General features: G+C 60.3%; 16 protein-coding genes. 9 read left to right on the forward strand and 7 right to left on the reverse strand.

Annotated elements, in window-relative coordinates:
• Positions 1 to 14 precede the first annotated feature (14 nt).
• The 5 genes from AC2FNB_RS18540 to AC2FNB_RS18560 are packed head-to-tail and all read left to right on the forward strand — an operon-like array spanning position 15 to position 2,974.
• Complete coding sequence (locus tag AC2FNB_RS18540; RefSeq protein ID WP_480752030.1) at positions 15 to 485, forward strand: HPr kinase/phosphorylase; 471 nt, start codon at positions 15 to 17, stop codon at positions 483 to 485.
• Positions 482 to 1,363 (forward strand): RNase adapter RapZ, encoded by an 882-nt coding sequence (gene rapZ, locus AC2FNB_RS18545; protein WP_480752028.1) that lies wholly within the window; start codon positions 482 to 484, stop codon positions 1,361 to 1,363. The genes AC2FNB_RS18540 and rapZ overlap by 4 nt, the downstream gene beginning before the upstream one ends.
• Positions 1,360 to 1,752 carry a PTS sugar transporter subunit IIA gene (locus tag AC2FNB_RS18550; RefSeq protein ID WP_480752027.1) on the forward strand — a complete coding sequence of 131 codons (393 nt, stop codon included), beginning with the start codon at positions 1,360 to 1,362 and terminating at the stop codon, positions 1,750 to 1,752. The genes rapZ and AC2FNB_RS18550 overlap by 4 nt, the downstream gene beginning before the upstream one ends.
• 16 nt (positions 1,753 to 1,768) lie before the next feature.
• Positions 1,769 to 2,038 carry an HPr family phosphocarrier protein gene (locus AC2FNB_RS18555; protein ID WP_480752026.1) on the forward strand — a complete coding sequence of 90 codons (270 nt, stop codon included), beginning with the start codon at positions 1,769 to 1,771 and terminating at the stop codon, positions 2,036 to 2,038.
• A 42-nt stretch (positions 2,039 to 2,080) separates the two neighbouring features.
• A complete protein-coding gene (locus AC2FNB_RS18560) occupies positions 2,081 to 2,974 on the forward strand; it encodes a lysophospholipid acyltransferase family protein (RefSeq protein WP_480752024.1) in 894 nt (297 codons plus the stop codon).
• A 10-nt stretch (positions 2,975 to 2,984) separates the two neighbouring features.
• Here the strand turns inward: AC2FNB_RS18560 and AC2FNB_RS18565 are convergent, their stop codons facing one another.
• A complete protein-coding gene (locus tag AC2FNB_RS18565; protein ID WP_480752022.1) occupies positions 2,985 to 3,860 on the reverse strand; it encodes a 3-hydroxybutyryl-CoA dehydrogenase in 876 nt (291 codons plus the stop codon).
• A 165-nt stretch (positions 3,861 to 4,025) separates the two neighbouring features.
• Here AC2FNB_RS18565 and AC2FNB_RS18570 point away from each other — a divergent pair, with 165 nt between their 5' ends.
• Positions 4,026 to 4,841: a DUF6473 family protein gene (locus AC2FNB_RS18570; RefSeq protein WP_480752021.1), complete on the forward strand. Its 816-nt coding sequence runs from the start codon at positions 4,026 to 4,028 to the stop codon at positions 4,839 to 4,841.
• 48 nt (positions 4,842 to 4,889) lie between these two features.
• Here AC2FNB_RS18570 and AC2FNB_RS18575 read toward each other — a convergent pair whose 3' ends face one another.
• The 6 genes from AC2FNB_RS18575 to AC2FNB_RS18600 all read right to left on the reverse strand — a co-directional run bounded on the left by AC2FNB_RS18575 (position 4,890) and on the right by AC2FNB_RS18600 (position 9,150).
• A complete protein-coding gene (locus AC2FNB_RS18575) occupies positions 4,890 to 5,819 on the reverse strand; it encodes an electron transfer flavoprotein subunit alpha/FixB family protein (protein ID WP_480752020.1) in 930 nt (309 codons plus the stop codon).
• Positions 5,819 to 6,577 carry an electron transfer flavoprotein subunit beta/FixA family protein gene (locus AC2FNB_RS18580; protein ID WP_480752019.1) on the reverse strand — a complete coding sequence of 253 codons (759 nt, stop codon included), beginning with the start codon at positions 6,575 to 6,577 and terminating at the stop codon, positions 5,819 to 5,821. Before AC2FNB_RS18580 ends, AC2FNB_RS18575 begins: the two co-directional genes overlap by 1 nt.
• Before the next feature lie 188 nt (positions 6,578 to 6,765).
• Positions 6,766 to 7,338 carry a cob(I)yrinic acid a,c-diamide adenosyltransferase gene (locus AC2FNB_RS18585; protein WP_496748357.1) on the reverse strand — a complete coding sequence of 191 codons (573 nt, stop codon included), beginning with the start codon at positions 7,336 to 7,338 and terminating at the stop codon, positions 6,766 to 6,768.
• A gap of 3 nt (positions 7,339 to 7,341) precedes the next feature.
• Positions 7,342 to 7,542 carry a twin transmembrane helix small protein gene (locus AC2FNB_RS18590; RefSeq protein WP_480752015.1) on the reverse strand — a complete coding sequence of 67 codons (201 nt, stop codon included), beginning with the start codon at positions 7,540 to 7,542 and terminating at the stop codon, positions 7,342 to 7,344.
• A gap of 79 nt (positions 7,543 to 7,621) precedes the next feature.
• Positions 7,622 to 8,449: an SDR family NAD(P)-dependent oxidoreductase gene (locus AC2FNB_RS18595; protein WP_496748360.1), complete on the reverse strand. Its 828-nt coding sequence runs from the start codon at positions 8,447 to 8,449 to the stop codon at positions 7,622 to 7,624.
• A 68-nt stretch (positions 8,450 to 8,517) separates the two neighbouring features.
• Positions 8,518 to 9,150 (reverse strand): SH3 domain-containing protein, encoded by a 633-nt coding sequence (locus tag AC2FNB_RS18600; protein ID WP_480752014.1) that lies wholly within the window; start codon positions 9,148 to 9,150, stop codon positions 8,518 to 8,520.
• A 200-nt stretch (positions 9,151 to 9,350) separates the two neighbouring features.
• Between AC2FNB_RS18600 and parC the strand changes: the two genes are divergently transcribed.
• From parC to AC2FNB_RS18615, 3 genes are all read left to right on the forward strand, one after another.
• Positions 9,351 to 11,699, forward strand: a complete 2,349-nt coding sequence (gene parC / locus AC2FNB_RS18605; protein ID WP_496748358.1) for a DNA topoisomerase IV subunit A — start codon at positions 9,351 to 9,353, stop codon at positions 11,697 to 11,699.
• 99 nt (positions 11,700 to 11,798) lie between these two features.
• Positions 11,799 to 12,377: a hypothetical protein gene (locus AC2FNB_RS18610; RefSeq protein ID WP_496748359.1), complete on the forward strand. Its 579-nt coding sequence runs from the start codon at positions 11,799 to 11,801 to the stop codon at positions 12,375 to 12,377.
• A gap of 124 nt (positions 12,378 to 12,501) precedes the next feature.
• A partial coding sequence (locus AC2FNB_RS18615; RefSeq protein ID WP_170611170.1) for a GTP-binding protein occupies positions 12,502 to 12,611 on the forward strand: 110 nt, incomplete at its 3' end.

A 12,611-nucleotide genomic window follows, 5' to 3' on the forward strand; every position in this document is an offset into this window, starting at 1 on the left:
TACCGATCTGAGTTATGAGCGTCGATGCGCTGTCCCGCATGGCCGAAAAGCGCAATGCCACGATCCACGGAAGTTGCGTGGCGGTCGGTGGCAATGGGCTGTTGATCGTCGGGTCCTCCGGATCCGGCAAGTCGTCACTGGCCTTAACTCTTGTTGGATATGGCGCGGAACTGGTTGCCGATGATCAGGTCGAACTCCGAATGGAGAACGACCGGGTTCTGGCGCAATCGCCTGCCGCCATTTCCGGCCTGATCGAGGCGCGCGGCCTCGGCCTGATCCGATGTCCGCCGACCGGGTCGGTACCGTTGGCTTACGTGGTGGATCTGGATCAGATCGAAGAAGATCGTTTCCCCGAACACAGGACGGTCCGGGTGCTGAGGCAATCTGTGCCCTTGCTTCGAGCTGTCAAGGCCCCACACTTCGCTCCATCTCTGATGCAACTTCTCAAGATAGGGCGTGTCGACCCGGAATGGCCCAGCAAATGACTCCGCAGCAACGTATCGTGTTGGTCACGGGACCATCCGGAGCGGGCCGTTCGACCGCTATCCATGTGTTGGAAGATCTGGGGTTCGAAGCCATCGACAATCTGCCCATGGGATTGCTGACGCGGCTTCTGGACGGGGGGGAGCAGTCGCGTCCTATGGCGCTGGGCATCGACGCGCGGAACCGCGATTTCTCGACCATCGGGTTTCTGGAACTGATCGAACGGCTGGGCCGGATGGAAAGTATCGATCTGACGACGCTGTATCTGGATTGCAGCGAAGAAGTTCTGCTGCGCCGGTTCTCCGAGACCCGCCGACGTCACCCGCTTGCGCCCGGTGCCAGCCCCGAGGCGGGTATCCTGCAAGAGTTGGAGGTGCTGCAACCAATTCGCGAAATTGCAGATTCTCTGATCGATACAAGCAACCTGAATATCCATCAGTTGCGAGAAGAGGTGGAAAGGTGGTTCGCACCAGAGGAAGGGCGGCATTTGGCGGTATCCATCGAATCCTTTTCCTATAAACGCGGCCTGCCGCGGGGACTCGATATGGTGTTCGATTGTCGGTTTCTGGCCAATCCCTATTGGAAGCCTGAGTTGAGGGCCGCCGACGGTCGCAACGCGGATGTTGCCACCTATGTCGCGACCGACCCGAACTATGCCCCGTTTTTCGAGCGCGTGGTCGACCTCCTTTGGACGCTTCTTCCGGCCTTTCGGGCGGAAGGCAAGGCGCATCTGTCGGTGGCCTTTGGCTGTACTGGTGGACAACACCGTTCAGTCGCATTAGCGGAAGCTGTTGCAAAGGCCCTTGCAGAAAAGGGGCAGCAGGTGTCAATTAGGCACCGCGAAATGGAACGTCGCGCAGCGAAGGTAAGACCGGGTTGATCGGGATCGTAATCGTAGCACATGGGGGGCTGGCCAAGGAGTATCTGGCCGCGATGCAGCATGTCGTGGGCAAGCAGCCTGGATTGGCCGCGATCTCTATCGAGGCGGATCATGATCGCGACGAAAAACAACGCGAGATCTGTGCCGCCGCCGATGAGGTGGATACTGGCGACGGGGTTGTCGTGGTCACCGACCTGTTCGGCGGCAGTCCTTCGAACCTCAGCTTGCGGGCCTGTGCGCCTCAGGATCGGCGAATCCTATATGGCGCAAATTTGCCGATGCTGATCAAACTGGCCAAAAGCCGACACCTGCCCGTGGGGGATGCCGTCCGGCAGGCCATGGAAGCGGGCAGAAAATACATAAACACCAAAAATGTGACCCTCGATTGAATCTGGACAGATTGAAATGGCGACGCGAAGTTTAAAGATTGTAAATGAAAAAGGCCTGCACGCGCGCGCCTCGGCCAAGCTGGTTGAGGTTGTTGAAGGGTTTGACGCTACGGCAGAAGTGTCAAAAGACGGACTTTCCGCCTCGGGCGACAGTATCATGGGCCTTTTGATGTTGGCAGCGTCGAACGGAACAACTATTGACGTTGAGACGTCCGGACCTGATGCTGAGGCGTTGGCGGAAGCGTTGGAGTCCCTGGTGAACGACAAGTTCGGCGAAGGGTACTGAGCGCGCCGCGCTTTGCGACGTGAAGAACGGGAAGACCAAGACTTGGCGGAAACCGCGCACAACAGCAAAGTCGACCCTGTGGTTGATGGGGCCACTGAACAGGGCGAAATCTACGACCGTAGAACCTTGACCTATGCCAACTCGTTTGATGATCTGTGGACGGCAACGGCCATTCGAGCCATCGAATGGTTCACGGGCAAGCTGACGATTTTGCGGATGGTCAGCAAGTTCGAGAAGAAGAACGAGCAATATCGCGGCCAGAGGTTTTGGGGCGGTGCGCTTGAAGTGATGGGGATCGATCTGTTGACCCCGGACGAGCAGATAGCGCGCATCCCGAAAAAAGGGCCGGTTGTCGTTGTCGCTAACCATCCACACGGCATGGTTGACGGCATGATTCTGGCCGAGTTGATTGGGCGGGTTCGGCAAGATTATCGAATTCTGACCCGATCGGTACTGACCGGGCTGGATGAGGCGGCGACCTCGTTCATGATCCCGGTGCCTTTCCCGCACGATCCCGAAGCGCAGTCCAAGATGATCGAGATGCGGGCCAAGGCGATGACGCACTTGAAGGAAGGCGGCGTCGTGGCGCTGTTTCCGTCGGGCGTCGTGATGTCATCCGACAACTGGTTCGGCCCTGCAATTGAACGGGAATGGAACGTCTTTACCGCACAAATGATCCGCCGATCAAAGGCGCGCGTGGTCCCCATCTATTTCCCGGGGCGCAATTCGCGCGCCTATCAGATCGCCTGCCAGGTCTCGCCGATCCTGCGTCAGGGTCTTTTGCTGCACGAGATCGTGCGATCCTGCAAGAAACCGCAGGCCCCGGTTATCGGCCATCCAATCCCGGATGAGGACATGGAGCTGCTGGAAAAAGACCCGCGCGGGTTTATGGCCTGGTTGAGGGATCACACCATGGGCCTTGTGAAGGGCGGCTGACCGGTTCCGGTTATCTGGTCGGAACCGGAACTTCCCCGCGATAGTCATAGAACCCGCGTTCGGTCTTGCGGCCAAGCCAACCGGCCTCGACATATTTGGTGAGCAAGGGACAGGGACGATACTTGGTATCCGCCAGTCCTTCGTGCAGCACGTTCATGATCGCAAGGCATGTATCGAGGCCGATAAAGTCGGCCAGTTCCAGCGGACCCATTGGATGATTGGCGCCCAGCTTCATCGATTGGTCGATGGACTGCACGCTGCCGACGCCTTCGTAAAGCGTATAGACCGCTTCGTTGATCATCGGCATCAGGATGCGGTTGACGATGAAGGCGGGAAAATCTTCGGCGCTGGCGGCCGTTTTGCCCAGCTTGTCCACCACCGCTTTGCATGCACTGAAGGTTTGTTCGTCGGTGGCGATGCCGCGGATCAGTTCGACCAGTTGCATCACGGGAACCGGGTTCATGAAATGGAAACCCATGAACCGCTCGGGCCGGTCGGTGCGGCTGGCCAGACGTGTGATCGAAATCGACGAGGTGTTCGACGTCAGGATCGTATGGGGCAACAAGTGCGGTTGCAGATCTTCAAAGATCGCTTGCTTGATTGCTTCGCGCTCGGTCGCGGCCTCGATCACCAGATCGGTTTGGCCCAAATCGGGTAGGTTTAGCGTGGTTTTGATGCGTTTTAGCGCTGCTTGCATGTCGTCGTCGGATATTTTTCCGCGCGAGGCTTGACGGGCCATATTTGCCTCGATCGTCTCGATGGCCTGATCCAGTGCCTGCTGGCTGACATCGGTCAGCAGCACCTCGTAATCGGCCAGCGCCATGACGTGCGCGATGCCGTTTCCCATCTGGCCTGCGCCAATCACTCCGACCGTTTTGATGTCCATCTCTGTGGTGCCTTTCTCGCGGGTTACGTGGACATTACCGGCAGGGTGGGGGCGGCGGCAAGAGGGGGTGAAGCACTGCTTTTGCTTCAAATGCGCGCATTAAAACTTTTGCAAGGCCTGCGGCGTCATGGTGTCGGTCGGGTGAAGAAAACAAGGGTGATGAACATGGGCTTTGACAGATTGGGTGTGAATGCGCCGGAGGATCCGAGTTGCCAATACGAGGCGGGGGGGCTCCATTTTCGGGGGCCCAAACGGGAATTTGGCGCGAACTGTGCGATTTGTACCGGTGGAACAGAGACCTTTGGACGATTTGTACAGGAGCCATTCCCCGCCTTGCTGGAAAAACGGCTGGGTCAACCTTGTGTCAACCTGGGGTCTGTCAGCTGTGGGTTCGAAGCGCTGGCCGCCACTCCCTTCGTTCGGGCGCGGATCAATGAGGCGTCGTTTTGCGTGGTCCAGTTGCCGGGCGTTCAGGTGCTGTCGAACCGGCTTTATCGCGTGCACCCGCGCCGGAACGACAGGTTCCTGGAGCCATCGGAAGACTTGAGAGATTTGTACCCCGAGGTCGACTTTGCCGAGATCCATTTCACACGGCATCTTCTGGATACATTGCGAGCGCAGGATGATGCGCGGTTCGAAGTCGTAAAGCAGGACCTTCAGGAGGGCTGGGTCGAGCGGATGAGACGTTTCCTGACCGGAATCGAAGTTCCCGCACTCTCGCTCTGGCTGCGCTATGAAAGGTCGGACGATGCCAGTGACGAGCCGGAGCCATATCTGGTCGATGAGGCGATGGTGGCGCAACTGAATGGGTTTTGCGCGACGGTGGTCGAGGTGCCGGTGCGTACCTGCGGCGATTCCGAGGAACTGGCGGATGCCCTGTTCGGAACATTGCAGCAACCGATGGCGGAGCATTTGATCGGTCCGGCAACGCATCAGATCATCGCTGACAGGCTGTATCGTGCGGTGATGGACCTGCAATGAAAAAGGCCCGCCGGTTGGGCGGGCCTTTGAATTTCTGCCAGAGCCGTTTCAGCCCAGCTTTTCGGTCAGTTCCGGGACGGCCTGGAACAGGTCGGCGACGAGGCCGAAATCGGCAACCTGGAAAATCGGTGCTTCTTCGTCCTTGTTGATCGCGACGATGATCTTGGAGTCCTTCATGCCGGCCAGGTGCTGGATCGCGCCCGAGATGCCCACTGCGACATAGAGGTTGGGGGCGACGACCTTGCCGGTCTGACCCACCTGCCAGTCGTTCGGTGCATAGCCCGAGTCGACCGCCGCGCGCGAGGCGCCAACGGCTGCGCCCAGCTTGTCGGCCAGACCTTCGATCAGTTTGAAGTCTTCTTCCGAGCCAACGCCACGGCCGCCCGAGACGACGATGCCGGCCGAGGTCAGTTCCGGACGGTCGCTGGCAGCAACCTTGTCCTCGACCCAGGACGACAGGCCGGGGTTTTCGCCAACCGAAATGGTTTCGACCGGGGCCGAGCCGCCTTCGCCAGCGGCGTCGAAAGTCGAGGTGCGGATGGTGACAACCTTTTTGGCGTCCGACGACTTGACGGTCTGGATCGCGTTACCCGCATAGATCGGGCGTTCGAAGGTCGAGCCGTCAACCACGCCCGAGACATCCGAGATCACCATCGCGTCCAGCAGGGCCGCAACGCGCGGCATCACGTTCTTGGCGTCGGTGGTGGCAGGAGCAACGATATGCTCGTACCCATCGGCCAGCGACACGATCAGGGCTGCGGTGGATTCGGCCAGGCGGTGGCCCAGCGACGCGTCTTCGGCAACCAGCACCTTGGACACACCTTCGATCCTGGCGGCTGCTTCGCCCGCGGCGGCGGCTGATGCACCAGCGGCCAGCACGGTGATGTCACCCAGAGCTTTCGCGGCACTCACGGCCTTGGCGGTGGCGTCGACGCTCAGTTCGCCATTGTTGACTTCGGCAAGGAGAAGAACAGCCATTACACAGCCCCCGCTTCTTTCAGTTTCGAAACCAGTTCGTCCACCGAGCCGACGATGATGCCAGCGGCGCGTGCCGGCGGCTCTTCGGTCTTGACGATCTCGAGGCGCGGCGTGACGTCGACGCCGTAATCGGCGGCGGTTTTCTCGTCCAGCGGCTTTTTCTTGGCCTTCATGATGTTGGGCAGCGACGCATAGCGCGGTTCGTTCAGGCGCAGGTCAACGGTCACGATGGTCGGCATCTTTACGCTGATGGTCTGCAGACCGCCGTCAACCTCGCGGGTGATTTTCGCGCTGTCGCCTTCGATGTCCAGTTCCGAGGCAAAGGTGCCCTGCGACCAGCCCAGCAGGGCCGACAACATCTGCCCGGTTGCGTTCATGTCGTTGTCGATGGCCTGCTTGCCGCAGAGAACGATGCCGGGCTGCTCTTCCTCGACAACCTTGGCGAGGATCTTGGCGACGGCCAGCGGTTCGATATCGGTGTGCACGTCATCGGCGGCGACAACCAGAATGGCGCGGTCGGCGCCCATGGCCAGCGCGGTGCGCAGGGTTTCCTGCGCCTGCTTGACGCCGATCGAAACGGCCACGACCTCGTCAGCCTGACCTTTTTCCTTCAGGCGGATGGCCTCTTCGACTGCGATCTCGTCGAACGGGTTCATCGACATTTTGACATTGGCGAGATCAACTCCGCTTCCGTCCGCTTTCACGCGAACCTTCACGTTGTAGTCAATCACGCGCTTGACAGGCACAAGTACCTTCATCTCTGCGTTTTCTCCTTACAAAACGGCAAGCCGCGTTGCGACTCCACCAATGCTCTCGCCGCGTTAGATAACGAGTCATGCCACGTCGCAACAGAGCAAAATCGTCACGTCATGGTCTTGAGACGTCGCGTTTCGCGAATTTGCGGCGATAAGGCGCAACAAAGTTTCGTGTCGGAGCCGCCTTTGCGTCAGCGGTTTGCACCCGGAACCCAAAGAACGTCGTCCTTGCCACCATTATTGGCGACGCGCGCTGCGACGAAAAACCAGTCGCTGAGGCGGTTGAGGTATTTCACCGCGGCCTCGTTCACCGGTTCCATGTTCGAAAGCTCCACCGCCAGTCGTTCGGCCCGCCGCGACACGGTGCGGCAGACATGCAGCTGGGCTGCCAGCCGCGAGCCGCCGGGCAGGATGAAACTGCGCAGCGGTTGCAGGTCGGTGTTCATCGCGTCGATTTCCGACTCCAGCCGTTCAACCTGGCTTTGGATCATGCGCAGAGGCGGGTATTCAGCCTCGGCATCCTTGTCCATGTCCGGGCGGCACAGGTCGGCGCCCAGATCGAACAGGTCGTTCTGAATGCGCGACAGGGCGGCGTCGATGTCGCCTGCGGCCTCAAGCCGGGCAACGCCGACAAAGGCATTCAACTCGTCCACCGTGCCATAGGCGGCAACGCGGCCCGAGTATTTCGCGACCCGTTCGCCGTTGCCAAGGGCAGTTTTGCCGCCGTCGCCGGTGCGGGTGTAGATCTTGTTCAGGACGACCATCGGTTATCCCCCCTGTCCGCGCAGATAGACGAAGAGCACGATCAGAACCACCGCGATGAACTGGAACAGGATGCGCAGGCGCATCATCTTGTTGGATCGCATGGCGGCGTCGGCGCCGCTTTTGCCGAAATTGGCGATACCAAGGATCAGAACGACGACCACGGCCGCCATCGCCAAAAGCAAGATCACCATGAGAAGGTCCATGAAGCCCCCTTGCGCGTTTGAGGTTGCGTTCGGCCTGATCTAGCCGGGTTGGGCCAAAAAGCGAACCGGTAATTTCGCTTCAGACGCGGGAGAGAATGCGATCGACCGCCCCGGTCGGCAGCACCCGGCGCAGATATCCGGCGATATATGTTGGCGTGGTCACGTAGTAACGGGCGCGGGGATATTTCGCGCTGACTGCGTGGGCCAGTTTTTCTGTGACGGCCGAGGCGGGGAGTTCGAAACGGTCAGGCCCTTTCCCTTCGTAAAGCCTTTTGAGTAGTGAGTTTTCGTATTTGTCGCGCAGGGCGGAGTTTTCCCAGTCGATGAAGCGTTCGAAGACGGGGATCGCTTTCTCGCGCAGTTTCGACGTGATCGGGCCGGGTTCGATCAGGATCACCTTGATGCCGGTGTCGCGCAATTCCAGCCGCAGCGTGTCGCTGAGCCCCTCGACCGCGTATTTGGTGGCGACATAGGCGCCGCGCCACGGGAAGGCGACGAGGCCCAGCACCGAGGAGTTCTGAACGATTCGCCCGTGCCCCTGCGCCCGCATGACCGGGATCACCTGCCGGGTCAGCTCGTGCCAGCCAAAAACGTTGGTCTCGAATATGTGGCGCAGACCGTCCAGCGGGACGTCCTCGACCGCGCCGGGCAGGCCGTGTGCGCCGTTGTTGAACAGCGCGTCCAGCGTGCCGCTGGTGGCGTCGAGCACCTCAAGCAGCCCGGTACGGATGCTGTCGGCGTCGGTGTAGTCGATTCGCGGGCTGTCGAAGCCCTGCGCCCGCAGGCGGTCGCAATCCCGCTGTTGCCGGCACGATGCGAAGACCCGCCAGCCCCTTGCGCGCATGCCGTGCGCCGCGTCCAGACCGATACCAGAGGAGCAACCCGTGATGAGAATGGATTTCTGCATGGCAATCCCAACGATGAACTTCGCCAATAGCTATTGCGAGGTTCCCTGCGGGGCAATGCCGCCTGACGTCAGTTTGACTTTTTGCTGATCAGTGAGGTGGAAATCCAGCCCATATGTTGCTCGGGCAACACGCGCAGGCGCAGCCAGCCGGTTCCCGAATCGTCGAGCACTTCGACCTGGTGTCCGATCGTGAGGCGCGAGATCACGGGATAGATGGTGCCCGGACCGCTGCGCATGTTCACGCGCGCGCCGGTGATTTCGCGAATGTCTCGGGAAGGTTCCGCCGGTTCGGCGGGCTGAACTATCTCAGGCTCGGATGGGGCCACGTCCTGACGCATTCCGGTCGCGCCCTCCTGCAGCGAGGCGAGGGTGATGGGGGCGTCTTGTGTCTGGAACAGGGAGCCATTCGCATTTACCCCGAACGAGGCCTGCGACAGCAGTGCGCGGGATTCTTCGGCCGAGAGCGTGATTTCCGTGTCCTGTGGGGCCTGAACGGTCTTGACCTGACCCAGCGCCGCCTTGGTGACCAGCTCCTCGGCGTTGATCGGGAAGACCAGCGATTTTGGTTCTGCAGGCCGCGCCGTGGCAACGCGTTCGGGTTCCGGGGCGCGTACGCCGCGCGGTTCGAAATCAGCGCCGCCGCTCATTTCATAAAAGGCCCAGCCCAGAAAGGCGAAAGTCAGAACAATCAGGCGCGTCATGGCGCATCCCCCAGGAAATCGTTAAAGCAAAAATTTGCAGTGAGTCTATGGATGAAAGCCTAGCATAAATTCACCCCTGAGTCGAAAAACGGGGAAAATCCGCCGGTTACCTCCCCCTTGTTGCAAAAGACCGACTTGTCCCCAGCAAAATGCGCTCTGCTTGCTTTACCAGCGTGTCTTTGCGTCGTATCACATCATCTATGAACGATATCGTTGACGACCCCAATATGGAGACCCCCGAAGGCGGGTCAGAGGTGGCAGAACCGCTGCGCCGCGCGATTGGCGAGCGCTATCTGACTTATGCGCTGTCCACCATCATGCACCGGGCTCTGCCCGATGCGCGGGACGGGTTGAAGCCGGTTCACCGACGAATCCTCTATGCGATGAGAGAGTTGCGACTCAGCGCAACCGGAGGTTTCCGAAAGTCTGCCAAGATTTCAGGCGACGTGATGGGCAACTATCACCCGCACGGCGATGCCGCGATCTATGACGCGATGGCGCGTCTGGCGCAGGATTTCAACGTCCGCTATCCGCTGGTCGACGGGCAGGGGAATTTCGGCAATATCGACGGCGATAACCCGGCAGCCTCGCGCTATACCGAGGCGCGGATGACCATCGTGGCCGAAGCGCTGCTGGAAGGGTTGAACGAGGACGCTGTCGATTTCCGCGACAACTATGATGGCACTCTGACCGAACCTGTTGTGCTGCCCGCACAGTTCCCCAACCTGCTTGCCAACGGCGCCAGCGGTATCGCGGTGGGGATGGCGACGAATATCCCGCCGCACAACATCGCGGAGCTGTGTGATGCCTGTCTGCATCTGATCAAGACACCGGACGCGCGCGACGACACATTGTTGAACTATGTGCCGGGGCCGGATTTTCCGACGGGTGGTGTCATTGTCGAGCCGGCCGAGAATATCGCGCAGGCCTATCGCACCGGGCGCGGTTCGTTCCGGTTGCGCTGCAAATATGAAGTCGAGGATCTGGGCCGGGGTCAGTGGCAGATCATCGTCACCGAGATTCCCTATCAGGTTCAGAAATCCAAGCTGATCGAAAAGATCGCGGAACTGATCCAGACCAAGAAAATCCCGATCCTCGCCGATGTGCGCGATGAATCCGCCGACGATATTCGCCTGATCCTCGAGCCACGCTCCAAGAACGTGGACCCCGAGGTGCTGATGGGCATGCTCTATCGCAACTCGGATCTTGAGGTGCGGTTCAGCCTGAACATGAACGTGCTGATCGACGGCGTGACGCCCAAGGTCTGCTCGATGAAGGAGGTGCTGCGGGCCTTCCTTGATCACCGGCAAGAGGTGTTGCTGCGCCGGTCGCGCCACCGTATGGCCAAGATCGACCACCGGCTGGAAGTATTGGAGGGCTTTATCGTTGCCTTCCTCAACCTTGACCGGGTGATCGATATCATCCGTTACGACGACGACCCCAAGGCCGCGCTGATGCGCGAGAACTGGGGCGTTGATCACGTCCGCGCCACCAGCGAGGCCGACTATATCGCTCCGGCGCGGGGCGAGGGCGAGTTGTCGGAGGTGCAGGCCGAGGCGATCCTCAACATGCGCCTGCGCAGCCTGCGCCGCCTGGAAGAGATGGAGCTGGTGCGCGAGCGGGATGCGTTGATGGAGGAGCGCGCCGGGCTTGAGGACCTGCTGGCCGACGAAGGCCTGCAATGGGCCAGTATTGCCGAACAGTTGAAAGAGACGAAAAAGACCTTTGGCAAGGAGTATGAAGGCGGTGCGCGCCGCACGCGGTTCGCCGAGGCTGGCGAGGTCGAAGAAGTGCCGCTGGAGGCGATGATCGACCGCGAACCGATCACGGTCGTCTGTTCCCAGATGGGCTGGATCCGCGCGATGACCGGCCATATCGACCTGACCCGCGAATTGAAGTTCAAGGATGGCGACGGCCCGCGTTTCATCTTTCACGCGGAAACCACCGACCGGCTGCTGGTGTTCGCCTCGAACGGGCGGTTCTACACCCTCAGCGCCGCCAATCTGCCCGGTGGGCGCGGCATGGGCGAGCCGCTGCGCCTGATGGTGGACCTGCCGAACGAGGCGCAGATCGTCGATATCCTGATCCACAAGCCGGGGCGCAAGCTGTTGGTGGCCTCGGATGCGGGCAACGGTTTCATGGTGCCCGAAGAGGACGTGGTGGCGCAGACGCGCGCGGGCAAGCAGGTGCTGAACGTCAAGGACGACGAACGGGCGTTGATCTGCAAGCCGGTCGAAGGTGATCACGTGGCGGTGGTGTCGCAGAATGGCAAGTTCCTGGTCTTCCCGATCGGCGACCTGCCCGAGATGACGCGCGGCAAGGGCGTGCGGCTGCAGAAATACAACATGGCGCGGGGTCGTCAGGGGACGCTGGAGCTGGATGGCGGGCTGAGCGACCTGACCACGTTCAACTGGGCCGATGGGTTGAAATGGTCGATGGGCGGGGACAAGACGCGGCACGAGCCGGACCTTGGTCAATGGCTGTCGAAACGTGCCGGTGTCGGCAAGAAACCGCCCTATGGCTTCCCGCGTGATTACAAGTTTTCCTGATCCGATGGCCGGAAGTTGCGATATCGGGCCGATACGGCTTGGCATGGGCGGCATGGGTGCGATACATCGGTTGAAACCGAGGCTTATCGAGAAGACGCAATGATCCGCATCCTGACCGTTGTCGCAGGCCTGACCCTGCTTGGCGCCTGTACCGAAACGCTGGTGGATGAAGCGCCCGAAGAGTTGGGCGAGTTCAAGTTGCGGGTCAACTATGCCTATGCGGACAAGGCGGTGCAGGGGCCGATCTCGCGCGATGCGACGCCCAAGGAATGGACCGATGCGATCCAGAAGGCGGTCGATATCCGGTTGGGCCGATACGAAGGGTCGCAGGAATACGATATCGGCATCAGCCTCGAAGGGTACATGCTGGCGCCGCCGGGCGTGCCGGTGATCTATAACCCCAAGAGCACGGCCATCGTTCTGGTGAATGTCTATGACGTCGGCAAGAAGGAATATCTGGCCAAGGCGCACCAGATGCAGGTTCTCGAAGATACCACCAGCGAAAGCGCTCTGGTGGGATCGGGCAATGCCCGCACCAAGGAAGAGCAGATGAACGGGCTGGCTCTGAAAGTGGCTGACCGGGTGGAAGAGTGGTTCGCCGACGAGCACCGCAAGAACGGCTGGTTCGACAAGCGTCCCGAACCAGTCGATGGCGAGGCGGTCGCCGAGGCGGAATAAAACGGGGCATTTGCCCGCCTTTCTTGCAGGATGCGCTTGATTTTCCCCTTTGAACCAAATATTCCGCGCGCGCAGAGGAAACCGGGACCAAGGGTCCCCCAAACCACAAAAGGGCGCCTGAGGAATGGCAAAGGAAAAGTTTGAGCGTAACAAACCGCACGTCAACATCGGCACGATCGGCCACGTTGACCACGGCAAGACGACGCTGACGGCGGCGATCACCAAGTATTTCGG

It is taken from the genome of Ruegeria sp. BHSB058, assembly GCF_059613285.1.